General features: G+C 72.2%; 22 protein-coding genes. 7 read left to right on the top strand and 15 right to left on the bottom strand.

Annotation, left to right across the window (positions count from 1 at the left end; all coding sequences use genetic code 11):
- Positions 1-28 precede the first annotated feature (28 nt).
- Genes tsaE through K8U61_RS16110 form a run of 4 tightly spaced genes read right to left on the bottom strand, consistent with a single transcriptional unit; the run spans position 29 to position 4,554 of the window.
- Entirely contained in the window at positions 29-949 is a 921-nt protein-coding gene (gene tsaE / locus K8U61_RS16125) for a tRNA (adenosine(37)-N6)-threonylcarbamoyltransferase complex ATPase subunit type 1 TsaE (protein WP_224124063.1), read from the bottom strand.
- Positions 946-2,037: an alpha/beta fold hydrolase gene (locus tag K8U61_RS16120; RefSeq protein WP_224124062.1), complete on the bottom strand. Its 1,092-nt coding sequence runs from the start codon at positions 2,035-2,037 to the stop codon at positions 946-948. The genes tsaE and K8U61_RS16120 overlap by 4 nt, the downstream gene beginning before the upstream one ends.
- Complete coding sequence (gene alr, locus K8U61_RS16115; RefSeq protein ID WP_224124061.1) at positions 2,034-3,149, bottom strand: alanine racemase; 1,116 nt, start codon at positions 3,147-3,149, stop codon at positions 2,034-2,036. The genes K8U61_RS16120 and alr overlap by 4 nt, the downstream gene beginning before the upstream one ends.
- Before the next feature lie 28 nt (positions 3,150-3,177).
- On the bottom strand, positions 3,178-4,554 hold the full coding sequence (locus tag K8U61_RS16110) for an NAD(P)H-hydrate dehydratase (protein ID WP_224124060.1): 1,377 nt from the start codon (positions 4,552-4,554) through the stop codon (positions 3,178-3,180).
- A gap of 126 nt (positions 4,555-4,680) precedes the next feature.
- Between K8U61_RS16110 and K8U61_RS16105 the strand changes: the two genes are divergently transcribed.
- Entirely contained in the window at positions 4,681-5,601 is a 921-nt protein-coding gene (locus K8U61_RS16105) for a putative endonuclease domain-containing protein (protein ID WP_224124059.1), read from the top strand.
- Between the two features lie 39 nt (positions 5,602-5,640).
- Here the strand turns inward: K8U61_RS16105 and K8U61_RS16100 are convergent, their stop codons facing one another.
- Together K8U61_RS16100 and glmS are read right to left on the bottom strand one after the other, a co-directional pair.
- A complete protein-coding gene (locus K8U61_RS16100; protein WP_224124058.1) occupies positions 5,641-5,991 on the bottom strand; it encodes a holo-ACP synthase in 351 nt (116 codons plus the stop codon).
- Entirely contained in the window at positions 5,988-7,832 is a 1,845-nt protein-coding gene (gene glmS, locus K8U61_RS16095) for a glutamine--fructose-6-phosphate transaminase (isomerizing) (protein ID WP_224124057.1), read from the bottom strand. Before glmS ends, K8U61_RS16100 begins: the two co-directional genes overlap by 4 nt.
- 205 nt (positions 7,833-8,037) lie before the next feature.
- On the opposite strand from glmS, the gene coaA reads away from it, so the two are divergent.
- The gene (gene coaA, locus K8U61_RS16090) at positions 8,038-9,021 is read left to right on the top strand and encodes a type I pantothenate kinase (RefSeq protein WP_224124056.1); all 984 of its coding nucleotides are present in this window, start codon (positions 8,038-8,040) and stop codon (positions 9,019-9,021) included.
- Here the strand turns inward: coaA and K8U61_RS16085 are convergent.
- From K8U61_RS16085 to rplM, 4 genes are read right to left on the bottom strand one after another with little or no spacing between them, the layout of a single operon-like run.
- Positions 8,989-9,573 (bottom strand): DUF8017 domain-containing protein, encoded by a 585-nt coding sequence (locus tag K8U61_RS16085; RefSeq protein WP_224124055.1) that lies wholly within the window; start codon positions 9,571-9,573, stop codon positions 8,989-8,991. The genes coaA and K8U61_RS16085 overlap by 33 nt on opposite strands.
- A 7-nt stretch (positions 9,574-9,580) precedes the next feature.
- Complete coding sequence (gene glmM / locus K8U61_RS16080; protein WP_224124054.1) at positions 9,581-10,927, bottom strand: phosphoglucosamine mutase; 1,347 nt, start codon at positions 10,925-10,927, stop codon at positions 9,581-9,583.
- Positions 10,928-10,938: 11 nt separating this feature from the next.
- Positions 10,939-11,436, bottom strand: a complete 498-nt coding sequence (gene rpsI / locus K8U61_RS16075; protein WP_224124053.1) for a 30S ribosomal protein S9 — start codon at positions 11,434-11,436, stop codon at positions 10,939-10,941.
- 37 nt (positions 11,437-11,473) lie between these two features.
- Positions 11,474-11,917 (bottom strand): 50S ribosomal protein L13, encoded by a 444-nt coding sequence (gene rplM, locus K8U61_RS16070; RefSeq protein ID WP_224124052.1) that lies wholly within the window; start codon positions 11,915-11,917, stop codon positions 11,474-11,476.
- Positions 11,918-12,189: 272 nt separating this feature from the next.
- Between rplM and K8U61_RS16065 the strand changes: the two genes are divergently transcribed.
- Positions 12,190-13,479 carry a citrate synthase gene (locus K8U61_RS16065; protein ID WP_224124051.1) on the top strand — a complete coding sequence of 430 codons (1,290 nt, stop codon included), beginning with the start codon at positions 12,190-12,192 and terminating at the stop codon, positions 13,477-13,479.
- Entirely contained in the window at positions 13,476-14,087 is a 612-nt protein-coding gene (locus K8U61_RS16060) for an HAD family hydrolase (protein WP_224124050.1), read from the top strand. Before K8U61_RS16065 ends, K8U61_RS16060 begins: the two co-directional genes overlap by 4 nt.
- A 13-nt stretch (positions 14,088-14,100) precedes the next feature.
- Here the strand turns inward: K8U61_RS16060 and K8U61_RS16055 are convergent, their stop codons facing one another.
- Positions 14,101-16,590: a choice-of-anchor A family protein gene (locus K8U61_RS16055; RefSeq protein ID WP_224124049.1), complete on the bottom strand. Its 2,490-nt coding sequence runs from the start codon at positions 16,588-16,590 to the stop codon at positions 14,101-14,103.
- A 108-nt stretch (positions 16,591-16,698) separates the two neighbouring features.
- The gene (locus tag K8U61_RS16050) at positions 16,699-17,931 is read right to left on the bottom strand and encodes an MFS transporter (RefSeq protein ID WP_224124048.1); all 1,233 of its coding nucleotides are present in this window, start codon (positions 17,929-17,931) and stop codon (positions 16,699-16,701) included.
- A 60-nt stretch (positions 17,932-17,991) separates the two neighbouring features.
- Here K8U61_RS16050 and K8U61_RS16045 point away from each other — a divergent pair, with 60 nt between their 5' ends.
- Entirely contained in the window at positions 17,992-18,504 is a 513-nt protein-coding gene (locus K8U61_RS16045; protein WP_224124047.1) for a MarR family winged helix-turn-helix transcriptional regulator, read from the top strand.
- Positions 18,505-18,580: 76 nt separating this feature from the next.
- Positions 18,581-19,894 (top strand): S1C family serine protease, encoded by a 1,314-nt coding sequence (locus tag K8U61_RS16040; protein WP_224124046.1) that lies wholly within the window; start codon positions 18,581-18,583, stop codon positions 19,892-19,894.
- Between the two features lie 111 nt (positions 19,895-20,005).
- Here the strand turns inward: K8U61_RS16040 and K8U61_RS16035 are convergent, their stop codons facing one another.
- From K8U61_RS16035 to K8U61_RS16025, 3 genes are all read right to left on the bottom strand, one after another.
- The gene (locus K8U61_RS16035; protein ID WP_224124045.1) at positions 20,006-21,175 is read right to left on the bottom strand and encodes an acyl-CoA dehydrogenase family protein; all 1,170 of its coding nucleotides are present in this window, start codon (positions 21,173-21,175) and stop codon (positions 20,006-20,008) included.
- 65 nt (positions 21,176-21,240) lie between these two features.
- Complete coding sequence (locus K8U61_RS16030) at positions 21,241-22,272, bottom strand: GNAT family N-acetyltransferase (protein WP_224124044.1); 1,032 nt, start codon at positions 22,270-22,272, stop codon at positions 21,241-21,243.
- On the bottom strand, positions 22,269-23,978 hold the full coding sequence (locus tag K8U61_RS16025; RefSeq protein ID WP_224124043.1) for an ABC-F family ATP-binding cassette domain-containing protein: 1,710 nt from the start codon (positions 23,976-23,978) through the stop codon (positions 22,269-22,271). The genes K8U61_RS16030 and K8U61_RS16025 overlap by 4 nt, the downstream gene beginning before the upstream one ends.
- A gap of 142 nt (positions 23,979-24,120) precedes the next feature.
- On the opposite strand from K8U61_RS16025, the gene K8U61_RS16020 reads away from it, so the two are divergent.
- On the top strand, positions 24,121-24,549 hold the full coding sequence (locus K8U61_RS16020; protein WP_224124042.1) for a hypothetical protein: 429 nt from the start codon (positions 24,121-24,123) through the stop codon (positions 24,547-24,549).
- Positions 24,550-24,579: the final 30 nt, after the last annotated feature.

Below are 24,579 nucleotides of genomic sequence, written 5' to 3'. Positions count from 1 at the left end.
TCCGAATGAAGCGTCCCGAACCTACGAATCAACCCAACGCCTTGAAGGACAGCGCGTGCCAGCGCGGTCCGACCGGCGTGAGCTCGACCCGGCGCGGGTCGAGCCCGTCGTGGGGCGCGTCGCCGCGCACGATCACGACCTCGAGCCGCGACTCCGAGAGCCCCTCGGCGAGGCCCTCACCCCACTCGACCACGGTGACCGCGTCGTCGAGCGACGCGTCGAGGTCGAGGTCGTCGAGCTCGTCCAGGCCGCCCAGGCGGTAGGCGTCGACGTGGACGAGGTCGGGCCCACCGACCAGCGAGGGGTGCACCCGGGCGATCACGAACGTCGGTGACGTGACGTCGCCGCGGACGCCGAGCCCGGCGCCAAGTCCCTGGGTGAAGGTGGTCTTGCCGGCGCCGAGCTCGCCCGACAGGACGACCAGGTCGCCGGCGGTCAGCTGGCCGGCCAGCGACCGGCCGAGGCCCCGCATCGCGTCGGCGTCGGGCGCCTGGAAGACGTGGGTGCGCAGCGGCCGGCGCAGCTCGACGTTGGGCGACTCGCGCCGGATCTCGCGAAAGCCCTGCCGGTCCCAGAAGCGCACCGTCTGCGGCAGCTCCTCGCGGGCGACGACCGTCAGGTCCTCCGAGCCGATGCCGTCGGCCGCCTCGACGGCGGCGTCGATGAGCGCCGCCGCGACGCCGTGGCCCTGCGCGGAGGGGTGGACGCCGAAGCGGCGGAGGTACGTCGTGCTGCCGATCGGATCGAGGATCAGCGCGCCGACGGGCTCCCCGTCGAGGCAGGCCAGCAGGCCGCCGTGGGCGGAGAGCTTCTCGGCGATCGTCTCCTCGGTCTCGGACAGCGCCGCGGCCGGCGGGTCGAGGGGTGGGCGTGCCTCGAACGCCGCACGCACCACGGCCAGCACCGCCGCCGCCGACTCGGGACCGATGGGCAGGATCTCGACGCTCACCGGCCCGCCTCTGCTCCGGTCAGCCCGATCAGCCGGTCGAGCTCACCGTTGACCTCGTCGTACCGCTCGAGGATCACCATGTGGCCGGCGCCGTGGCACTCCAGCAGCGTCGAGCCGCCGATCAGCGACTGCAGCTTGCGGCTGTGGCCGATGCTGGTGAGCTTGTCGTCGGTGCCGCAGACGACCGTCGTCGGCACCTTCGCGAGGACCCCGACCGCGTCGAACTTGTCCAGCTCGGCAAAGCCCGGGAAGAACTCCGCGACCACCTCGAAGGGCGTCGCCGACAGCATCCGGTCGACGAACTCGACGTAGCTGCCCGGCACGTCGTCGCCGAACGCGAGCCGCTCGGTCGCGACCAGCGCGACGTCCTTGCCGGCGCGACGGAAGCCGTCGACGATCTTGTGGGTGCGGGCGAGCGCCGAGATGGTGCGGCCCACCGCGCCCGCGCTCCCCCAGGCCGGCACCATCGGGAAGAGGATCCGGCTCGGCTCCAGGCCGCCGGCGGTCGTGGAGATCAGCGCGGCGCCGACGACGCGGTCGCCGAAGAGCTCGGGATGCTGCTCGGCGAGCGCCACGATCGTCATGCCGCCCATCGAGTGGCCGACCAGGACCACGGGGCCCTCGGGTGCGACGGCGTCCAGCACCGACAGCAGGTCGTGGCCGAGCTGGTCGATGGTCGCGTTGCCGAGCGGCGAGCGGCCCGAACGGCCGTGCGAGCGCTGGTCGTAGAAGACCGTGCGCACGTGTCCTCGGCTGTGCTCGCCCCTGAAGTGCTCGCGCTGGAAGTGCCAGCAGTCGAGCTCGAGGGCGTAGCCGTGCACGAAGACCACCGTCAGGGGCGGCGTACGGCGGCCCTTGCGCGTGGTCGGCGCCGGGACCTCGTCGACCTCGACGTGCAGGGGCGTGCCGTCGTCGGCGACGACCGTGACCGGCGCGGACCGGAGCGACCCGAAGCCGGGGTGCTCGTCGTCGCGTCGACCCACGATCTGGCGGCGCCGACGGGCCACGCCCACGGCTGCGCCGGTGGTGGCGAGGCCGACCGCGGCCGCGGTGACCGTCGCGCCGATCACCCGTCTGCGCATGCTCATCGCGCGCTCGTCCCGACGTACCTGCGGGTCATCCGTCCTCCGATGCGGGTGACGATCTCGTAGGAGATGGTGCCGGCGGCCTCGGCCCAGTCCTGGGCGGTCGGCTCACCGTGGTCGCCGGGCCCGAACAGCACGACGTCACTGCCCGGCTCGGGCCGGTCGCCGCCGAGGTCGACGACGAACTGGTCCATGCACACCCGGCCGCGCATCGCGCGCTGCTTGCCGTCGACGAGCACGTGGGCGGCGTTGCTGGCGTGGCGCGGGACGCCGTCGCCGTACCCGAGCGGCACGAGCCCGACGGTGGTGTCGGTGTCGGCGACCCAGGTGTGGCCGTAGGAGACGCCGTCGCCGGCGTGGATCGGCTTGGTGAGCGCGAGCGAGGCGTGCGCGGTCATGGCCGGCACCAGCCCGAGGTCGGGAGTCTCGCCGGGCGCCGGGTCGAGGCCGTACGACGCGAGCCCGAATCGGACCAGGTCGTAGCGGCTGCTCGGGCGCAGGATGCCGGCCGCCGAGTTGGCGAGGTGGCGCACCTCGGGGCTGAGGTCGGCGGCCTGCTCGAGGGCGCGCTCGAAGGCCTCCTGCTGGGCGTCGTTGGCGGGGTGCGCCGGCTCGTCGCTGGCGGCGAGGTGGGACCAGATGCCGGTGATCGTCCAGCTGCCGTCGCGCTCCCCCTGGACTGCGCGGGCGACGACGTCGGGCCACTCCTGGGCGGTGGCGCCGCCGCGGGAGAGCCCGGTGTCGACCTTGAGCTGCACGCGTGCGCGGCGGCCGGTCGCGGCGATCGCGCCGAGCTCGGCGACGGAGTAGGCGGTCACGTCGACGCCCGCGTCGATCGCCGCGGCCCAGTCGTCGCCGGGCACGGTGAGCCAGCAGAGCAGCGGACCGGTGTCGCCGGCCGCGCGGAGCGCGAGCGCCTCGTCGATGGTCGCGACGCCGATCCACTCCGACCCGGCCTCGCGGGCGGCGCGGGCGACCTCGACCATGCCGTGGCCGTAGCCGTCGGCCTTGACGACCGTCATCGACGGCACCCCGGTCAGCTCGCGGAGCGCGCGGACGTTGTGCCGGATCGCGTCGAGATCGACGACGATCTCTGCGCGCACGGCCGGGGTCATGACCCCGATTGTCCCATCACCCGTCGGGTCACCCGTCCGCGAGGCCCCGGACGGCCGCCGGGATGGACGCCGCGACCGCGCCGGCGGTGACCGGACCGCCCCCGCTCGCGAGCGTCGCGGCGGCCCCGTGCAGCCACGAGCCGACCGAGGCGGCGTCGTACGGCGTGAGGCCGGCGGCCAGCAGCGAGCCGATCAGCCCGCCGAGGACGTCGCCGGCGCCGGCGGTGGCCAGCCACGGGGTGCCGGTCGTCGTCACGCGGACCCGGCCGTCGGGGGCGGCGATCAGCGTGTGACGGCCCTTGAGCAGCACCACCGCGCCGTACGCCGCGGCCGCGGAGCGAGCGTGGTGGAGCGGGCGGGCCTCGATGTCGCCGCGGTCGGCGCCGGTCATCGCGGCCAGCTCGCCGGCGTGCGGGGTGAGGACGGCCGGGACGGCGATCGGCACCCGGACGTGGCGGAGCGCGTCGGCGTCGACGACGGTCGGCACCCCGTCGGCGAGCGCCGCGGCCAGCTCGTCGCCCGCGTGCTTACCCCCTCCGGAGCCGACGACCCACGCCTGGACCCGGCCCGCACCGACCACCTCGGGGTGCGCCTCACGGACCCGGTCGGCCACGGCGTCGTCCCCGACGTACCGGACCATGCCGCACAGCCCGCTGGCCGCGCCGGCCACGCTGAGCAGCCCGGCGCCGGGGTACTCCGCGCTCCCGGCGCGGACCCCGACGACCCCGCGGGTGTACTTCTGCGCGTCCGGCCGGGGCCGGGGCAGCAGCGCCGCGACGTCGTCGGGCTGGAGCGCCTCGACCGGTGCCTCGGGCAGGTCCAGGCCGATGTCGACCAGGTGCACCGCGCCGCTCGCCCGGGCCGCGGGGTCGACGAGGTGGGCGATCTTGTGGGTGCCGAAGGTGACCGTCACCGCCGCCGTGACGTGCGGGCCGTCGAGCTCGCCGGTGTCGACGCCGACACCGCTCGGGGTGTCGACCGCGACGACGGGCACGCCGTCCAGCGACCGCAGGGCCGCGACCGCCTCGGGGCGCAGCCCCGGCCGGCCGCCGATCCCGACGATCCCGTCGACGACGAGGTCCGGCCTGCCCGGCCGGCCGGTGACCCGTCCGCCCGCCTGCTTCAGCGTCGCGAGCCCGCCCGGGTGCGCGTGCTCGGACAGCAGCCACGCCTCCACCTGGACCCCGCGTCGGGCGAGCAGCGCCCCGGCGTAGAGCGCATCCCCGCCGTTGTCACCCGACCCGACCAGCAGCAGCACCCGGCGCCCGTACGCCGACCCGAGCAGGTCGACCACGGCGTACGCCAGCCCGGCCGCGGCGCGCTGCATCAGCGCCCCCTCGGGCAGCCGCGCCATCAGGTCGGCCTCCGCCGCCCGCACCTGCTCGACCGTGTGCGCCCGCCTCATGCTCCTCACGCTAGCGACACAGGGGTCGTGCTGCTGAGGAGGCGCCATAGCGCCCCGTGGGCAGCACGACCCTGCTGCTGTGGAGGAGGAGTCGCACGGACTGCTGCCAGCAGGGATGGTCCTCGCATGCAGCCACCGCCGTGGATCGTCCTCGCGAACGCCCAGGCCGGGCTGGTGAGTCGGCGCCAGCTCAACGCTCACGGCGTGGACCACTGCCGGGTCCGCGACCAGATCGCGGCCGGCCGTTGGGTGGCGCTGTCGCCAACGGTCATCGGCACCACGACTGGGCCGCTGTCGCGCGAGCAGATGCGGTGGCTCGCCGTCCTGCACGCCGGCCCGGCTGGTGTCCTCGGCGATCTGAGCGCGGCGGAGACGATCGGCCTGCGCAACTGGCATCGCGACGAGATCTGCGTCCTCGTCCCGCACAACCTGGACCTGGACGATCCGCCGTTCGGCATCCGGATCGCTCGAACGCGACGTCCGATCGAGATGTTCCGGGATCGCACCAGCCCGCTCCCCCGCTGGCGGATCGAGCCGGCCGTCCTCCACTTCGGCGCCTACCAGCGCAGTCGGCGTACGGCGCAGGGTGTCGTCGCCGCGGCCGTGCAGCAGCGACTCACCACGCCGGAGCGACTGCTCCTGGCCGTCGAGCAGATGCGGCCACTTCGGTGGGCTCGCATGTTCAAGCAGGTCATCGGCGAGATCGCCGGCGGCTCCGAGTCCGTGGCCGAGCTCGACGTCCTGCGCCTCTGTCGCTCGCAGCGCCTCCGTCCGCCTTCCCGTCAGGTCCAACGGCGCGACGCCTCAGGGCGCATCCGATACACCGACTGTGAATGGGACCTCGGCGACGGTCGCGTGCTGGTGCTCGAGATCGACGGCGCCTTCCACATGGACGTCGACCGGTGGGAGGACGACCTCGCCCGTCAGCGGAGCCTCACCGACCCCCGGCGCATCGTCGTCAGGTGCACGGCGCGCGAGGTGCGCGACGAGCCCGATCGCCTCGGCGCCGACCTCCGACGCCTTGGCGTGCCGGGTCGTGCTGCCTAGCGGGAGCCATAGCGCCCCCTCGGCAGCACGACCCCGGCCTCAGCCCTCGAGCACCACGACCGCCGAGGCGATGCCGGCGTCGTGGGAGAGCGAGACGTGGACGGACACCACGCCGAGCGACTCGGCGCGGGCGAGGACGGAGCCGCGCATCTCCAGCAGCGGGCGCCCCGAGGACTCCGAGACGACCTCGGCGTCGTGCCAGTGCATGCCGGACGGGGCGCCGAGGGCCTTGGCGAGCGCCTCCTTGGCGGCGAAGCGGGCGGCCAGCGACGCGAGCGGGCGGGTGGACTCGGTCGGCGTGAAGAGGCGCTCGCGCAGGCCGGGCGTGCGCTCCAGCGACTGCCCGAAGCGCTCGACGTCGCAGACGTCGATCCCCACGCCCACGATCATTCGACGGTCACGGACTTGGCGAGGTTGCGCGGCTGGTCGACGTCGTGGCCCATCTCCGTGGCCAGCTCGCACGCGAAGAGCTGCAGGGGTACGACGGCCACCAGCGGCTGCAGCAGCACCGGCACCCGCGGCAGCCGCACGATGCGGTCGGCGTACGGCGTGATCGCGTCGTCGCCGTCCTCGACCAGGCAGATGGTGCGCGCCCCGCGGGCCCGGACCTCCTGGATGCCGCTGACCATCTTGTCGCGCAGCTGGTCGCGCCCGGCGGGCGGGACGACGCACAGCACCGGCAGCCCGGCCTCGACCAGCGCGATCGGCCCGTGCTTGAGCTCGCCGGCCGCGAAGCCCTCGGCGTGGATGTAGGCGAGCTCCTTGAGCTTGAGCGCCCCCTCGAGCGCGACCGGGTAGCCGGCGTGCCGGCCGAGGAAGAGCACCGACCGGGTGTCGACGTGCTCGCGCGCCATCTCGTAGATCGCGGGCGCGTCGTCGAGGACCCGCTGGATGTGCGCCGGCATCTCCTCGAGCTGCGCCATCACCTGGTCGATCTCGTCGCCGTAGCGCGTGCCCTTGACCTGCGCGAGGTAGAGCGCGAGCAGGTAGCAGGCGACCAGCTGGGTCAGGAAGCCCTTGGTCGACGCGACCCCGATCTCCGGGCCGGCGTGGGTGTAGATGACCGCGTCGGACTCGCGCGGGATCGTCGAGCCGTTGGTGTTGCAGATCGCGAGCACCTTGGACCGCTGGGTCCGCGCGTGCCGGATCGCCTGGAGCGTGTCGGCGGTCTCGCCCGACTGCGAGATCGCGACGACGAGCGTGGAGTAGTCGAGGATCGGGTCGCGGTAGCGGAACTCCGAGGACAGCTCGACCTCGACCGGGATCCGGCACCAGTGCTCGATGGCGTACTTCGCGACCATCCCGGCGTAGAACGACGTGCCGGCCGCGATGATGATGATCTTGTCGACGTCGCGCAGCTCCTGGTCCGACAGCCGCATCTCGTCGAGGTGCAGGTGGCCCTCCGCCGTACGACGACCGAGCAGCGAGTCGGCCACGGCCCGCGGCTGCTCGTGGATCTCCTTGCGCATGAACCAGTCGTGGCCGTCCTTCTCGGCGGCCGACAGGTCCCAGTCGACGTGGTAGCGCCGACCCTCCGCGGGCGTGCCGTCGAAGTTGAGGACCGACACCCCCTCCGGGGTGATCGTGACGACCTGGTCCTGGTCGAGCTCCATCGCCTCGCGGGTGTGCTCGATGAAGGCCGCGACGTCCGAGCCGAGGAAGTTCTCGCCCTCGCCGATCCCGACGACGAGCGGCGAGTTGCGCCGCGCGGCCACGACCCGCGTCGGGTCGTCCGCGTCGACGGCGACCAGGGTGAACGCGCCCTCCAGCTGGCGGACGACGCGCAGCATCGCGGTCGCGAGGTCGATCCCGGACTCCACCTGCAGCTCGAGCAGCTGGGCGGCGACCTCGGTGTCGGTCTCGGAGAGCATGACGTGGTCGTCGGCCTCGATCCGGGCGCGCAGCTCGGCGAAGTTCTCGATGATCCCGTTGTGCACGAGCGCCACCCGGCGGGAGCCGCCGGTGTGCGGGTGGGCGTTGACGTCGTTGGGCGCGCCGTGGGTGGCCCAGCGGGTGTGGCCGATGCCGATGTCGGAGGCCGGGAGCGGGTGGTCGGCGATCGCCTTCTCGAGGTTGGCGAGCTTGCCGGCCCGCTTCTGCGTCGCCAGGGCGCCGTCGGCGACCAGGGCGATCCCGGCCGAGTCGTAGCCGCGGTACTCCAGCCGGCGGAGCCCCTCGATCACGACGTCCTGGGCCTGCCTGTGACCCACGTAACCGACGATCCCGCACATGGGCTCCACTGTAGTGATGCCACGGATGGGGGCTGCCGTCGCGGGGCGTCGTTCCGGTGCGTGCATGAGTGCCGCCGACGAGGGAGCCGTGCCGGAGGCACGGCGACTGAGGAGAAGGTGCTCAGGTGCGTGCCGGGGCGGCGGCCCGTAGGCATTGCCCCATCCGTGGCAGCACTTGCGACGGCCGTGTGGAACGATCGCGCCCATGTCTTCCCACGGCGGGCACGCGCCCGGTGCGGCCGGCGTGCACAGCGAGCCGTCGCCGTACCTCGAGCTCGACCGCTCCGCCTGGTCGGCCCTCGCGCCCGAGATGGAGTCGCCGCTGACGGCCGAGGAGATCCACCGGTTGCGCGGCCTGGGCGACCAGCTCGATCTCCAGGAGATCGAGGAGGTCTACCTCCCGCTCTCGCGCCTGCTCAGCCTGTACGTCGAGTCCGCGGGGCGGCTCTACCGCCAGCAGGAGGAGTTCCTGCACCAGGTCCACCCGCCGCGCACGCCGTTCGTGATCGGCCTCGCGGGCTCGGTGGCGGTCGGCAAGTCGACCACCGCCCGCGTGCTCCAGCAGATGCTCGCCCACTGGCCCGAGCACCCCAACGTCGCGCTGGTCACCACCGACGGCTTCCTCTACCCCAACGCCGAGCTCCAGCGCCGCGGCCTCCTCCAGCGCAAGGGCTTCCCGGAGTCCTACGACCGCCGCGCGCTGCTCCGCTTCGTCGTCGACATCAAGTCCGGCAAGGACGAGGTCGAGGCGCCGGTCTACTCCCACCTCAGCTACGACGTGCTGCCCGACGAGAAGGTCGTGGTCAAGCGCCCCGACATCGTCATCATCGAGGGTCTCAACGTCCTCCAGCCGGCCCGCACCCGCGACGACGGCCGCAGCGGCCTGACGCTGAGCGACTTCTTCGACTTCTCCATCTACGTCGACGCCGGGCGCGACAAGATCCGCTCCTGGTACGTCGAGCGGTTCCTGCGCCTGCGCGAGACGGCCTTCCGCGACCCCGACTCCTACTTCTCCAAGTACGCCGCGCTCACCCGTGAGGAGGCCGTCCACGAGGCCGAGCGGATCTGGGACACCATCAACGGTCCCAACCTCGTCGAGAACGTCCTCCCGACCCGCTCCCGCGCCACCCTCGTGCTCCGCAAGGACTGGGACCACTCAGTGCGCTACGTCCGGCTCCGCAAGCTCTAGGCTCGCCAGCACCGCGTCGACCTCGTCGTCGTCCAGCGCGCCCGCGTCGGCGACCACGACGACGTGCACACCGCCGGTGCTGCGCATCGCGAGCTCCACCTCGGCCGCGGCACACGGCCCGGACGCGTCAGGCTGCAGCGTGGCCCGCTGGATCTCGCCGTCCGTCGACCGCTCCGCCGGTCCCCCGATCGCGGTCACCCAGGCGTCGAACGGCTGCCGGGTGAAGCCGGCGAAGGCCCGGTAGGACCCATGCGGCTGCGCGCCGCAGTAGCCGGCCCGGAGGACCGCCGGACCGCGCACCACGACGGCGGGCCGGCCGTGCGCGTCGGCGTAGTAGATCCGGGCCCGCTGGCCACGGACCGTCCAGTCGTCCGCGGGGACGTCGAGGCGTGCCCCCGACGCTGCGTCCACCACGGACTGCACCGCAGCCGGCGGGAGGTGCCCGGACGTCTCCGTCTCGGGTTCGCGGGTCGCCACGGCGACCCCGACGGTCGCCCCGACCGCGATGACCGCCAGCACCGCGAGCACGACGGCGGTGCGGGCCCGGGTCACGGTCGGCTCAGAGGGTCAGCTGGCGCTTGACCACGTCGGCGAGGCGCTCGGCGACGGAGCGGGCCTCGGTCTCGGTCGCGGCCTCGACCATCACCCGCACGAGCGGCTCCGTGCCGGAGGGCCGCAGCAGGATCCGGCCGGTGTCGCCCAGCGCGGCCTCCTCCTCGGCCACGGCCGCGGCCAGCACCTCGTCGCTGTCGGCGCGGTCCTTGTCGACGTCCGGGACGTTGACCAGCACCTGAGGCAGCCGGATCACCACGGAGGCCAGCTCCTGCAGGCCGCGCCCGGTCGCCGCCATCCGCTCGAGGACGTGCAGCGCGGTGAGCATGCCGTCGCCGGTGGTGGCGTACTCGCTCATGATCACGTGACCGGACTGCTCGCCACCCAGGGTGTAGCCCTCGGCGCGCATCTCCTCGAGCACGTAGCGGTCGCCGACCTTGGTCTGGACGACGCGCAGCCCGGCGGCGCGCATCGCCTGCACGAAGCCGAGGTTGCTCATCACGGTCGCGACCACGGTGTCCTCGGCGAGGTGGCCGCCCTCGGCCATCGCGATCGCGAGGATCGCCAGGATCTGGTCGCCGTCGACGACGGTGCCCTCGTGGTCGACGGCGAGGCACCGGTCGGCGTCGCCGTCCAGGGCGAAGCCCACGTCGGCGCCGTAGGCCACCACGGCCGCCTGGAGCGGGGCGAGGTGGGTGGAGCCGCAGCGGTCGTTGATGTTGAGGCCGTCGGGGTCGATGCCGATCGCGATGACCTCGGCGCCGGCGGCGCGCAGCGCGGCCGGGCCGGCCTCGAACGCCGCGCCGTTGGCGCAGTCGAGCACGACGCGAAGCCCGCCGAGCGGGCGGGCGAGGGTGCCGACGAGGTGCTCGACGTACTCCTCGACCGGGGTGGCGTGCGGCCGGACCCGGCCGACCGCGCTGCCGGTCGGGCGCTCCCACGGCTGCTCGAGGCGGTCCTCGATCTCGCGCTCGACGGCGTCGTCGAGCTTCAGCCCGCCGCGGGCCAGGAACTTGATGCCGTTGTCCGGCATCGCGTTGTGCGAGGCACTGATGACCACGCCGAGGTCGGCGCCCAGGGTCTCGGTGAGGTGGGCGACGCCCGGGGTCGGCAGCACCCGGAGGCGGAGCACGTCGACCCCGGCGGACGCGAGACCCGCGACGACGGCGTGCTCGAGGAACTGGCCCGAGATGCGCGTGTCCCGACCCACCACGGCGAGCGGGCGGTGGCCCTCGAACTCGCCCCGGTCGGCCAGGACACGGGCGGCGGCAACGGAAAGGTCCAGGGCCAGCTCAGCGGTGACATCACCGTTGGCCAGGCCCCGGACCCCGTCCGTGCCGAAGATGCGCGGCATGCGCAGCTGGATCAGCGCTTGCTGAACTGCGGAGCCTTACGGGCCTTCTTGAGACCCGCCTTCTTGCGCTCGATGACGCGGGCGTCACGCGTGAGCAGCCCGGCCTTCTTGAGCGACGGGCGGTTGGCCTCGACGTCGATGGCGTTCAGGCAGCGGGCCACGCCGAGGCGCAGGGCGCCGGCCTGACCGGTGATGCCACCGCCGTGGATGCGGGCGATGACGTCGAAACGACCCTCGAGCTGCAGCGCGGCGAACGGCTCGTTCGCGACCTGCTGGTGCAGCTTGTTCGGGAAGTAGGAGTCCAGCGTGCGGCCGTTGATGGTCCACTGGCCGGTGCCGGGGACGATGCGGACGCGGGCGACGGCCTCCTTGCGGCGGCCGGTGGCCGCGGCGGGGGCGATGGTCGCGGGGCGGGCGGGCGCGTCCGCGGACGGGGCGCTCTCCGAGCTGTAGGCGATGCCCTGCTCGTCGGTCTCGTAGGTCTCCTCGACCTCGGTGGTGTCAGCCACGATGTTCCTCACTCAGTCTTTCTCGACGGTCAGACGATTACTGGGAGATCTGCTTGATCTCGAACGGCGTGGCCTTCTGGGCCGCGTGGGGGTGGTTCGGGCCGGAGTAGACCTTGAGCTTCTTCAGCATCTGACGGCCGAGCTTGTTCTTGGGGAGCATGCCCCAGACAGCCTTCTCGATGGCCTTGCGGGCGTCCTTCTCGAGGACCTCACCGATCGGCGTGGCGGAGAGACCGCCCGGGTAGCCGGAGTGGCGGTAGGCCAGCTTGGTGGTCTTCTTGTCGCCGGAGAGGGCGACCTTCTCCGCGTTGACGATGATGACGAAGTCACCGGTGTCCATGTGCGGGGCGAAGATCGCCTTGTGCTTGCCGCGCAGGAGGTTGGCGGTCTGGACGGCGAGCCGGCCGAGGACCACGTCGGTGGCGTCGATGACGAGCCACTCTCGCGTGATGTCGCCGGGCTTCGGGCTGTAGGTGCGCACGGAGGAATGTCCTTCGTTCGTAGGGCCCGCGGGACCCTGTGCCCCGCGGGTGGTGGTGCCACGCCTTCTCACGAACACGGCCCGGCTGCTCACTCGGTGAGGTCCGGATCTGCGTCCCGATCCCGTGGCAGGGTCAGGGCGCGGAAGGAGGCGCGACTGACAAGACTACGGGGGGCCTCCGCGGGTGTCGAATCGGCGGAGCCGGATTTGTCACACGTCGTTCCGCGGACACCGGGTTCGCACGGTCACCCGGTGCCAAGTAGGTTGGGCGGGTGACTGAATCTCTCACCGTCCGCGACAACCGTACCGGGCAGGAGTACGACGTCCCGATCCTCGACGGCACCATCAAGGCCGCGGATCTGGGCAAGATCAAGTCGTCCGACGACGAGCCCGGGCTGGCCGTCTACGACCCGGGCTTCGTCAACACGGCATCGTGCCGCTCCTCCGTCACCTACATCGACGGCGAGAAGGGGATCCTCGAGTACCGGGGCTACCCGATCGAGCAGCTGGCCGAGAAGTCGAGCTTCCTCGAGGTGGCCTACCTCCTCATCCACGGCGCCCTCCCCACCAAGGCGGAGTACGAGGCGTGGGTGCACGAGATCACCTTCCACACGTTCGTGCACGAGAACGTCAAGTCGTTCATGCAGGGCTTCCGCTACGACGCGCACCCGATGGGGATGCTGATGGCGTCGGTGGGGGCCCTCTCGACGTTCTACCCCGACGCGCGCAACATCAGCGACGCCGAGAACCGCCACATCCAGATCGTCCGGATGATCGCGAAGATGCCGACGCTGGGTGCCTGGTCCTTCCGCCACGCGCAGGGCAAGCCGTACGTCTACCCGGACAACGACCTGAGCTACACCGCCAACTTCCTCTCGATGCTCTTCAAGATGAGCGAGTCGAAGTTCGAGGCCGACGAGCGCCTCGTCAAGGCCCTCGACGTCCTCTTCATCCTGCACGCCGACCACGAGCAGAACTGCTCGACCAACGCGGTCCGCTCCGTCGGCTCGAGCCAGGTCGACCCCTACTCGGCCGTGGCCGCCGGCGTCGGCGCCCTCTACGGCCCGCTGCACGGCGGCGCCAACGAGGCGGTGCTGCGGATGCTCAAGCGCATTGGCAGCAAGGAGAACATCCCCGACTTCATCCAGGGTGTGAAGGACGGCAACGAGCGCCTCATGGGCTTCGGCCACCGGGTCTACAAGAACTACGACCCGCGCGCGAAGATCATCAAGAAGGCCTGCGACGACGTCTTCGAGGTCACCGGGGTCAACCCGCTCCTCGAGATCGCCCAGGAGCTGGAGAAGATCGCGCTCGAGGACGAGTACTTCGTCAAGCGCAAGCTCTACCCCAACGTGGACTTCTACTCCGGCCTGATCTACGAGGCCTTCCAGTTCCCGCCGGAGATGTTCACCGTCCTGTTCGCCATCGGCCGCACCCCGGGCTGGCTGGCCCAGTGGTCCGAGCTGGTGCAGGACAAGGAGCAGAAGATCGCCCGCCCGAAGCAGATCTACACCGGCGACCGCGGGCTGGACTTCGTGCCCGCCGCGCAGCGCTGGGCGTGACCCCTGCGGGCGTCGTCCTCGACCTGGGGAACGTCCTCATCGACTGGCAACCGGCCCTCGCCATCGCGGCGGGGGTCGGTTCCGTTGAGGCGGAGAAGTTCCTCACGGCCGACGACTTCGACTTCATGGCCTGGAACCACGAGCAGGACTCGGGGCGGTCGTGGGCCGACGGCGTCGACGAGGTACGCCGCAGCCACCCGCACTGGCTCCCCCACGCGCGGGCCTACCTCGACCACTTCCCCGCCTCGCTCAGCGAGGTGCCGGGCTCGCTCGAGGTCGTCCGCGACCTGCACGGCGCCGGCATCCGGCTGGTGGGGCTGACCAACTGGTCCGACGAGCTCTACTACCCCCACGCGGCCCCGCACTTCGAGGTGCTCCGGCTGCTCGACGACGTCGTCGTCTCGGGCGAGGTCAAGGCGGCCAAGCCGGACCCACGGGCCTACGAGATCGCCGCCGATCGGGCCGGCCTACCGTTCGACCGCCTGGCCTTCGTCGACGACAAGCAGCTCAACGTCGACGCCGCGGCCGCGCTCGGGATGGACGGCATCCTCTTCACCGGTGCGGCCGAGCTGCGCACCGAGCTGCGCAGCCGCAGCCTGCCGATCTGAGGCCGGTCGACGGTCAGCCGACGGCGACGGTCCGCGTGACCGCCTTGCCGCGGCTCGGGTCCACCTTCACCCGGACCGTCGAGAGCGTGCCGATCCTGGCCTTGCCGGCCTTCGTGAGCCTCACCCTCGCGGTGGTCGCGGACCCCGCGGCGAGCCGCACGGTCCCCTTCGCGAGGACGGTGCCGGCCGAGGTGACCCTGACGGTGCCGGTGCCCGGCATCGAGGACAGCACCCGCATCGCGGCGGTCGACCCGGAGACCGCGACCCGGCCCGAGGGCGTCGCGGTCGTGCTGCCGGGCTGGACGGCGACGGTCGCCGAGGCCGAGTTGTTCGCGCTGTTGGCGTCCGTCGAGGTCGACGTGACCGTCGCGGTGTTCACGATCGACACGGGCACCGTGGTGCCCATGCCGGTGCCGACCCGGTCGCTCAGGCAGAGCAGGTCGATGGTCGCGTCCTGCGCCGTACCGGACTGGTTGAAGAGGCGGAAGGCGCGCTCCTTCAGGCGCGGGTCGTTGCCCCACGACCGCACGGTGGGCGGCAGGTCGAAGGTGCCGACCACGCCCTTGGCGTCGTCGGGGCAGGTGACCTTGTACTCGGTGCCCTCGGCCGGGGTGCTGCCCGGGACGCTCACATGGTTGACCACGTGGGTGAAGCGGAGCTGGTGCGTGTGGCCGGCGACCGCACTGGTCGTGGTCGAGAGGCAGCGCACGCTGGTGGTCACCGTCACGGGCGCGGTGGCGTCGAAGGAGAAGGTCCACGTCCGGGCGGTGTAGTCGGCCTCGGAGCCGGAGAGGACCGGACCCGCCGCGGACAGGTCGTAGCCCGGCGCGATCGGCACGGTGCCGGCGCGGCAGGTCAGCGTCGTCTCGGTGTGCCCGACCGGCAGCGACTGCGTGCCGGTGACGAGCGCGTTGTCGGCGAGCAGGTTGTGGCGGTGGCCGTCGGCGCCGCCCTCGGTCTGGCCCGGCAGGCAGACGATGAACGCCTTGGCCTGGACCCGGCCCGTCGTGTCGTTGCGGATCACGCCCTTCCAGGTGTCGACCGCGGTGCTCTGCGAGCTGAGGACCTTCACGTCGGAGAAGGCGCCGGTGCCCTGGTCGACGTGGTCGACCCGGAAGTCGCCGTCGCTGAGGATGTCACCGGCATTGCAGCCGAGCGTGACGCTGCGCTGCTGCCCGGCCTCGAGGTCGACCTGCGCCTCGGGGTGGTACGGCGTCATCCAGTGGTTGCCGCCCGAGTCGTCGACCGGGCCGGCACCCGCGATCGGGTCGGCCGTGACCGTGATCGTGACCGAGGTCGAGGCGCCCTGGGCGATGGTGCCGACGTTGCAGGTGACGACGCCGGCCGCCTGGGTGCACGGGGACGTGGCGGAGACGAAGGTGACGCCGGCGGGCAGCGCGTCGCGGATGACGACGCCGGTGGCGTCGGCGTTGCCGACGTTGGAGGCGGTCAGGGTGTAGCTGAAGGTCGAGCCGCCCATGGGCGACGCGGTCGAGGCCGACTTGGTGATGGTCACGTCCGAGGTGCCCGGCGTGCTGGGCGGGGTGCCGGGGACGCAGGCGTCGGACGGGAAGAGGTTCTGGTGGGTCTCGAAGTTCGAGGTGAAGCTCTTGGCGATGACCTGGCCGATGGTGTGGCCGACCTGGTTGACCGTGACGGCGGCCTTGGGCGCGAGGATGTGACCGCCCCATGCCGACCCGAAGTTGAGGGTCACGCTGGTGGCGTCGGGGAAGTTCCAGACGACGCCCGGGTACGACGCCATCACGCTGTCGTTGGCCTGGTTGCCGTTGACCCACATCTGACCGCCGAAGGTGGCCGACGTGCCGGGCACGTTGATGATCGTCGTCGCGCCGGCGGGCACGACGAGCGAGATGTGGGTGCCCGAGGCGAGGAGCGCCATCTGGGCCACCGAGGGCGCGAAGACGTTGAGGCTGGTGCTGGTGCCGGTGAAGACCAGCGCCGCGTTGCCGCCCGCGGTCCCGGAGGTGACGGTGCCGGTCGCCGCGGCGGCGCCCCACGAGGTCGACAGCGTCCGCAGGTCGCTGAAGGCGCTGGTGAAGTTGATCGGGATGGTCGCCAGGTGGCCGGTGCCGCTGCCGCCGTTGAAGTTCACCCCCGAGGCGGGCGTGACGTAGGCACTGCCCTTCTGGAGGTTGTAGGTGCCGTGCGTGCCGGCGATCACCAGCGCGGGCGAGGTGGCCGCGAAGCCGGACGGCAGCCGGGTGCCGACGGGGAAGCCGCTCGCGGCATGGTTGCCGCCGTACGCGATGGCGCCCTCGGACTCCGCGCCCCGGGTGCCGTCGGTCTCCACGAACTCGGTCCAGCCGGTGGCCGGACCGAACGCGTTGGACGTGGCCGTGCCGGACGAGCACGTCGGCGACGTGGCGTCGGCAGGCCCGTCGAGCGGCGCCACGACGGCCACGAGGCCGGCGGCGGCGATCACCGAGACGAGCACAGGAACACGCAGCGTGTTGGCGCGCAGCAGCGCGGACAAGCCCCCCACGACAAACCCCCCAGTTAGGTCGATTGTCGACACCCTGACAGATGAGGGCGAGGGTCAGCGACCGGATCGGGGAAAACGAGAGCAATCTGACTGGACCAGGAGCAGGGCTCAGCTGCGCTGCAGGCGGCGTACGTCGGTCGAGAGCAGGGCCCCGAACGACGACGCGGCCATCACGAGGCCGACCAGCAGCAGCCAGTCCTGGTAGCCGACCAGGCCGGCCACCGGCCCGGTCAGGACGAGCCCGAGCGGGCGAGCGACGAAGGATCCGACCATGTCGAAGGAGTAGACGCGGGAGAGCATCTCCTCGCGGATGTTCTGCTGGATCGAGACGTCCCACTGCACGCTGAAGACCTGGAGCCCGAGTCCGTGCAGGAACGCGCCGACCAGGATCGGGAGCAGGTGGTCGCTCAGCGCCATGGCGACCGGGAACGCCGCGGTCAGGCTGAGCATCGCGGTCCCGACGTAGAGCCCGTGCCGGGGCCGCCACCGCAGGCAGAGGAGGCCGCCGGCCACGAAGCCGGCCATCAGCGTGCCGAGCGCCAGGCCCCAGGCGGAGCGGCCGAAGCCGTCGCCGACCACGATCGGACCGAGCACGCTCTGCGCGCCGCCGTAGCAGAGGTGGTAGAGCAGCGCCTGGCCGATGAGGAGCCACAGCCACGTGTGCCGGAGCACCTCGCGCAGGCCCTCGCCGAGGTCGCCGAGGAAGCCGGTGGACCCGGCGTCGGGGCGGGTGTGCGGGACGCGGAGGCGGGAGAAGAAGAGGGCCGCGACGACGAAGGTCGCCGCGTCGACGGCGATCGCCCAGCCGGAGCCGGTGGCGGCCACGAGGACGCCCCCGACGCAGTAGCCGACGACGGCGGCACCGGTCTGCAGCAGCGACCGGACGGCGACCGCCGACCCGAGCACGTCCCGCGGCACCGTCAGCCGGGTCATCGCGTTGGCGGAGGGACTGCTGAGGGCGCCGAGGCAGCCGGTCGCCACGCCGATCAGCCCGATCGCCGGCAGCGTCGCCCACCCGCCGAGGAGGAGGACGGCGAGCACGCCCTGGCTGGCCGCGCAGGCGGTGGCCGACCACTCCATCATCAGCTGGCGCGGCACCCGGTCGCCGAGCACGCCGCCGAAGAGGATCGTGACGACCTCGGCGAGCGCGTACGCCGCGACCACGAGCCCGAGGTCCGAGGCCGAGCCGCCGAGATCGAGGACCGCGAAGGCGAGCGCCACCGGCGCGATCGCGTTGCCGAGCCCGCTCGTGGCGGTGCCGGTGACCAGCCAGCGGAAGTCGGGGTACCGCAGCGGGCCGAGGCGGTCCCGGACGGTGTCGACGTCGACGGGAGTGGTCACGGGCAGAATGTAATTCGCCAGCGAATTATTCGTCAACGAAGCTCCCACTAGGATCGCCCCATGGCGGAGGAGGGTCCCGAGGACTGGGCGGACCGGCACGTCGCGCGCTGGCGCGACCACTGGATCGACGTCAGCTTCGACGACGACGTCGAGGCGATCGTGGTCCGGATCGGCCGCCTCAGGGAGTACCTCCGCAGCACCAAGCGGGTCGCGCTCGAGCAGGTCGGTCTCCAGGACTTCGAGTACGACACCCTCCACCACCTGATGATCCGGGACACCCCGGGACAGGCGAGCCCCTCGGCGCTGGCCGCCGACCTCGGGATCAGCGGGGCCGGCATGACCGGACGGCTCGACACCCTCGAGAAGGCCGGCTGGATCCAGCGCCGGGCCTCGGCCGACGACCGGCGCCGGGTCGACGTGGAGGTGACGAAGGCCGGCATCGAGGTCTGGCGCCGGGCGATGGCATTGCGCGGACGTGCCGAGGACGACCTGGCCGCCGCTCTCACCCCCGACGAGCGGACCACCCTCGCGGCGCTCCTGAAGAAGCTCACCCTCGCCACCGAGGATTCCTGAGCGACGCCGGGCACTTCTTCTCGGTCGTCCAGCGCCATCTCAGGCTCGTCACAGCCTCCGCCCACACAGTGAGGGCATGGACGACGAGCCGACCACGCCGCTGCCGGGATCGCAGCCCGGCCCGCAGCAGCCGCAGAACCCCTACTTCTCCGCTCCCCAGGGGCCGCCGCCGCAGGGCCCGCCGCAGGGCCCGCCGCAGGGACCGCCGCAGGGACCGCCGCAGGACACCGTCTTCCTCCAGTCCGAGTCCGGCCCCGAGCCGCGGCGTCCGCGCCGCGCCGGCCTCGCGGCCGCCGTGGTCGCCACCGCCCTCGTCGTCGGCGCCGGAGCCGGCGTCGGTGGGGCCGCCGCCTGGAACGCTCTCGACGACAGCGACTCGAGCGCCAGCCCCTCCGGCGCCCCGTCGACCTCCCAGGTCGTCGACACCCCGGACCAGCCGGCGGCCGACGGCTCCGTCGAGCAGGTCGCCGCGAAGGTGCTGCCCTCGGTCGTGAAGATCGACGTGAGCGGCAACCAGGGCGCGGGCTCCGGGTCGGGCATCATCCTCAGCTCCGACGGCGAGATCCTCACCAACAACCACGTCGCCGAGGTCGCCGGCAACGGCGGCTCGATGACCGTCTTCTTCAACGACGGCTCGTCGGCCAAGGCGACGATCGTGGGCACCGACCCGCTCACGGACACCGCCGTCGTGAAGGCCGAGGGCGTCTCGGACCTCACCCCGGCGACCATCGGCAAGTCGTCCGGCCTCAAGGTCGGCGAGAGCGTCGTCGCGATCGGGTCACCCTTCGGCCTCGACTCGACGGTGACCAGCGGCATCGTGAGCGCCCTCAACCGTCCGGTCGACGTCGGCTCCGACGGATCCGGCAACAGCACGACGTACCCCGCCATCCAGACCGACGCCGCGATCAACCCCGGCAACAGCGGCGGCGCGCTCGTCGACATGAACGGCAACGTCGTCGGCATCAACTCCTCGATCCGCACCGCCAGCGACTCCTCGGAGAGCGAGTCCGGCTCGATCGGCCTCGGCTTCGCCATCCCGATGGACGAGGTCATGCCGATCATCGACCAGCTGCGCAAGGGCGAGACCCCCACCCACGCGCGCCTCGGCATCTCGGTGGGTGACCTGCCCACGCAGAACGGCGCCGAGGTCGAGCAGGGCGCCCAGGTCGTCAACGTCACCGCGAACTCGACCGCCGACAACGCCGGCCTCGCCAAGGGCGACGTGATCACCAAGGTCGACGACGAGCTGATCACCAGCGCCGACTCCCTGGTCGCCACCATCCGGTCCTACCGGCCGGGCGACGAGGTCACCGTGACCTACACCCGGGACGGCGACACCAAGACCACCACGCTCACGCTCGACTCGGACGCCCAGACGTCCAACTCCTGACCGCCCCTCCACAGCCCCGAGAACTCGGGAGGGGCACGAGGGCCCCGCCGGCAGCAGGTCCGTCTCCCGTCAGCCGGCGGGGCCCTCTTCTTGCGTCGACACCGGTCGCCGCTACTGCAGCAGCCCGGGTACGCCGAGCTCCTGCTGGCCCGCGAGCACGTGGGTCGCGTCCGGGGTCAGCGGGTGGAACTTCGCCGCCCGGATGTCGCGGTAGGCACGCTCGATCACCGAGCCACGGAAGAAGGCCGGGCCGCCGGCGACGTCCATCGCGAGGTCGCAGACCTCGACGCCGGCCTGGGCGATCTCGGCCTTCGCGATCATCACGGCGAGGTAGGCGTCGTGGGACGGCACCGGGTCCTCGCCGACGGCCGCGAGGGCGCCGTCGAGCGCCCATGAGGCGACGTCCAGCTTGTGCCGCATCACGCCCAGCTGGCGCTGCACCAGGACGTTGCCGGCCTTGTGCGACGCGGCCTCCTTCGCCGCCCGGTAGGCCGACTCGGCGACGCCGAGGTAGGCGCCGCTGACGATCGTGAACCCGATGACCGAGATCACCTGCAGCGGGCCGTCGACCACGCCGTACGGACGGTTGGCGAGCACCCGCTCGTCGGGGACGAAGACGTCCTCGACGACGACGTCGTGGCTCGCGGTGCCGCGCATGCCGAGGGTGTTCCAGTTGTCGGCGACGGTGACGCCCTCCCCGACCAGCGGCACGGCCATGTTGAGCACCCGGGTGCCCTGCTCGGGGTCCTCGAAGGTGAACATCGTCGACATGACACCGCCGTGCGACGACTGGCTGGCGAACCGCTTGTGGCCGCTGACGCGGTAGCCGCCGTCGACGCGGACGGCCTCGCCGCGCGGGTGCGTGTAGTCGCCACCGCCCGTGGAGACCAGCAGGAGGTCGTCCTCGGCGACCCGGCGCAGCGTGGCCTCGGCGCCCGGCAGCCCGCGGCGGTAGCGCCACGCCGTGAAGGCGACCACGTGCTGGTGCATCGAGCTCGCGAGCGCGGTCGAGCCGCAGTGGTGGGCGAGCTCGCGCTGCAGCGCCGTGAGCTCGGCGATCGTGGCGCCGTCGCCGCCGAGCTCGACCGGGACGGCGGCCCGCAGCAGGCCGGCCGAGCGCAGCGCGTCGTAGGCCTCGGACACGAAAGTGCCGTCGGCGTCGTGCCGGGCGGCGTGCTCGGCGAGCACCGGACCGATCGCTCTGGCTCGGGTGAGCAGGGAGTCGTTGGTGGGGTGGTGGATGGGCTTCTGCTCCGTCGGGAGCTGTGCTGTCGTTGTCATGCCTCGAGGGTCCTCGGGCGCAACGGCCGCCACTAGTTCACGATCGGTACCGCCGAGGGCCGCCCTCAGACGAGCTTCTGGAGCTCGCCGAGCCGGGCGACCTTGCGGAAGCCGAGCCGGTCGTTGACGCCGACCATGGGGGCGTTGACCTCGGCGTTGTACGTCGTCACCTCGACGATGTCGGGCCGCTCGCGCTGCAGCAGCCGCAGGTTGGCGACCTTGAGCGCCAACCCGAGCCGGTGACCGCGGTGATCGGGTCGCACGAGCGTCCCCCACTGGTAGGACCGGCCCGGCTCGTGCACCGTCGTGGCGATGTCGGTGTAGCCCACCAGCTCGCCGGACGCGTCGAGGGCGACGGTGTTGTACTTGACCCGGCCCTGTCGGACCAGCAGCTCCTCGTTCTCCCGCACCTGGGCCGGGTCGAGGCTCTCGGCCTCGATCTCGAGATCGCCCTGCGGGGCCTCGACGTTGAGCGTCGCGACCAGTCGCGCCCAGCCGTCGACGAGCTCCTCGGGCACCGGGCCGCCCCAGGAGCGCAGCTCGTACGACGGGTGGTGCGGTGCCGCCTCGGCGGCCAGCGCGTCGAGGACGTCGGCGGCGACGGGCAGGTCGAGCCGGCGCTTCACGTCACCCAGCGCCAGGGTGTAGCCGTGCCGGCGGGCGAACTCCGCCGCCGGCTCGCCGATCCCCTCGGGCCCGGCGTCGTAGGCCCAGGGCGCCTCCCCGGCCAGCACGGTGCGGCCGCGCTCCCGGGCGACCTGCTCGAGGCGGGCGAGCACGGCCGAGCCGTGCCCGCGCCGCTGGTGGTCGGGGTGGACGTGCACCATCAGCTCGGCACGCTCGGTGTTGTCGCGCAGCGGGAACTCGATCCAACCGGCGGCGACGACGCGGTCGCCGAGCCGGCCGAGGTAGCCCTGGCGCCAGCGCGCGCTGCCGCCCTCCTGGGCGGTCGCTCGGACCTCCTCGAGCTGCCAGGTCGAGGCGACCCCCGGCGGCAGCGCGCCCTCGGCGGCGGCGTAGACGGAGTACCAGGCGTCGACCTGGTCGTCGTCGCGGTGGTCGAGCTCGACCACCTGCAGGTCGGTCGGGTCGCTCACCGGGCCCGGACCACCCGGGTCTCGTCCCAGACCGGGCCGTCGGACTCGTAGACCGCGCCGTCCGCGCCGTACACGAGGAAGCGGTCGAAGCCGCGGGCGAACCACCGGTCGTGGGTCACCGCGAGCACCGTGCCCTCGAAGGCCGCGAGGCCCTCCTCGAGCGCCTCCGCGGACTGCACGTCGAGGTTGTCGGTCGGCTCGTCGAGCAGCAGCAGCGTCGCCCCGGACAGCTCGAGCAGCAGGATCTGGAAGCGCGCCTGCTGGCCGCCGCTGAGCGACTCGAACCGCTGCTCGCCCGCGTGCGCCAGCTCGTAGCGGTCGAGCACCCGGGCGGCCTGCTCGCGGCCCATGCCCGCGCGACCGTTCGGCGAGCCGTCGCCGCGGTGCAGGATCTCGAGCAGCGTGCGACCGATCAGCTCGGGATGCTCGTGGGTCTGGACGAACCAGCCCGGCCGCACGCGCGCACCGAGCTTGGCCTTGCCGGCGTGGAGCACGGGCTTGATCTCGACCTCGCCCACCGGGCGGTGCTCGACGTCGGGGTCGCTGCCGCCGGCGGCCAGCAGTCGCAGGAAGTGCGACTTGCCCGACCCGTTGGAGCCGAGCACGGCCACGCGCTCGCCGTACCAGACCTCGAGGTCGAAGGGCTTCATCAGCCCTCCCCCGGATTCAGTGAGGAGCTCGAGCTGCTCGCAGACCACGGCGCGCTTGCCGGTGCGGCCGCCCTTGAGCCGCATCGTCACCTGCTGCTCGCGCGGCTGCTCGGTCGGCGGGCCGGCCTCCTCGAACTTGCGCAGGCGCGTCTGGGCCGCGCGGTACTGCGAGGCCATGCCGTCGTTGTACTCGGACTTGATCTTGTAGTGCAGCACCAGCTGCTTGAGCTTCGCGTGCTCCTCGTCCCAGCGTTTGCGCATCTCCTCGAAGCGGAGGAACCGGTCGCGGCGCGCCTCGTGGTACGACGCGAAGCCGCCCGGGTGCGTCCACACGGTGTTGCCCGCGTGGCCGAGCTCGACGGTCACCACGCGCGTCGCGGTGTTGTTCAGCAGCTCGCGGTCGTGGCTGATCATCAGGATCGTCTTGTCGGACTCGCGGATCCGGCCCTCGAGCCAGATCTTGCCGGGCACGTCGAGGAAGTTGTCCGGCTCGTCGAGGAGGAGCACCTCGTCGGGACCGCGGAGGAGGTACTCCAGCACCAGGCGCTTCTGCTCGCCGCCGGAGAGGGTGCGCAGCTCGCGGTACTTCGCCCGGTCGTAGGGCACCGCGAGCCCGGCCATCGTGCACACGTCCCAGGTGACCTCGAGGTCGTAGCCACCGGCGTCGGCGTACTCGCCCAGCGCCTCGGCGTAGCGCATCTGGGTCTTCTCGTCGTCGTGGTCCATGAGCAGGCGCTCGCAGGCGTCGACCTCGGTCGCGGCCGCGCGGACCCGCGCCGGCGCGACACTGAGCAGCAGGTCGGCCAACGTCGGCTCCTCGCCGAGCCCGGCGCCCACCATCTGGCGCATCACGCCCAGCCCGCCGGAGCGGGTCACGGCGCCGGCGTGCGGGACCAGGTCGCCGGTGATGATCCGCAGCAGCGTCGTCTTGCCCGCGCCGTTCGCTCCCACGAGCGCGACCTTGGCGCCCTCGCCGACCCGGAACGACACGTCGTCCAGCAGCACTCTCCCGTCGGGGAGCTCGTACCGCACCCCGGCCACGTCCACGTGTCCCACGTCGGACGATTCTCCGCGTTCGCGGCCGATCCGGCACCCCGTTTTGCCCCCGCGACCCTGGACAGGCGTCTAGGTTGCCGCCAGGATCACCCTCCTCCAGGATGTCAACATCCGGAGTTCGTTCCCGTGATCCGAGGACGCAATGGGCACAACGAAGATGCGCCTCAAAGCCGCGTGCGTCGTGTGTTCTTCGCTTCTGCTCGCACTATCTGCGTGCGGCGGCGGGGCCGAGGAACTGAAGGCAGGCAACGTCCGCATCCTCGTATCTGCCTCCTCCGGAGACCAGGGTGGAGCTGACGTCGGAGTTGGCGGCACGGTTCAGCTGGTCGGCGACTGCCTAGGCATCGGAAATGCCGTCGCGTTCTGGCCGAAGGGGACGAAGGTCGTCTCGGAGGATCCGTTGACCATAGACGTCCCCGGGGAAGGCGAGATTTCCGTCGGCGACACCGTGCAAGGCGCTGGCGGATCGCACTCGACGGCGTCGGGCTCCGACATCGACTCGTCGAAGCCCGACCTGCCGATCCCCTCGAGCTGCCCATCGAAGTCGTGGGTCGACTTCAGGCCGGAGTAGGCCATCTCGCCTCAGGCACCGCGACAGCCG

The organism is Nocardioides mangrovi (genome assembly GCF_020073815.1).
GTDB classification, from domain to species: domain Bacteria; phylum Actinomycetota; class Actinomycetes; order Propionibacteriales; family Nocardioidaceae; genus Nocardioides; species Nocardioides mangrovi.
This window is presented reverse-complemented; position numbering and strand designations above follow the sequence as displayed.

Excerpts from the sequence above, each read along its gene's own strand:
- glmS (WP_224124057.1), bottom strand. The coding sequence starts at position 7,832 with ATGTGCGGGATCGTCGGTTACGTGGGTCACAGGCAGGCCCAGGACGTC.
- K8U61_RS16040 (WP_224124046.1), top strand. The coding sequence starts at position 18,581 with ATGGACGACGAGCCGACCACGCCGCTGCCGGGATCGCAGCCCGGCCCG.
- K8U61_RS16100 (WP_224124058.1), bottom strand. The coding sequence starts at position 5,991 with ATGATCGTGGGCGTGGGGATCGACGTCTGCGACGTCGAGCGCTTCGGG.
- K8U61_RS16110 (WP_224124060.1), bottom strand. The coding sequence starts at position 4,554 with ATGAGGCGGGCGCACACGGTCGAGCAGGTGCGGGCGGCGGAGGCCGAC.
- K8U61_RS16045 (WP_224124047.1), top strand. The coding sequence starts at position 17,992 with ATGGCGGAGGAGGGTCCCGAGGACTGGGCGGACCGGCACGTCGCGCGC.
- K8U61_RS16120 (WP_224124062.1), bottom strand. The coding sequence starts at position 2,037 with ATGAGCATGCGCAGACGGGTGATCGGCGCGACGGTCACCGCGGCCGCG.
- K8U61_RS16035 (WP_224124045.1), bottom strand. The coding sequence starts at position 21,175 with ATGACAACGACAGCACAGCTCCCGACGGAGCAGAAGCCCATCCACCAC.
- K8U61_RS16020 (WP_224124042.1), top strand. The coding sequence starts at position 24,121 with ATGGGCACAACGAAGATGCGCCTCAAAGCCGCGTGCGTCGTGTGTTCT.
- alr (WP_224124061.1), bottom strand. The coding sequence starts at position 3,149 with ATGACCCCGGCCGTGCGCGCAGAGATCGTCGTCGATCTCGACGCGATC.
- glmM (WP_224124054.1), bottom strand. The coding sequence starts at position 10,927 with ATGCCGCGCATCTTCGGCACGGACGGGGTCCGGGGCCTGGCCAACGGT.
- coaA (WP_224124056.1), top strand. The coding sequence starts at position 8,038 with ATGTCTTCCCACGGCGGGCACGCGCCCGGTGCGGCCGGCGTGCACAGC.
- K8U61_RS16105 (WP_224124059.1), top strand. The coding sequence starts at position 4,681 with ATGCAGCCACCGCCGTGGATCGTCCTCGCGAACGCCCAGGCCGGGCTG.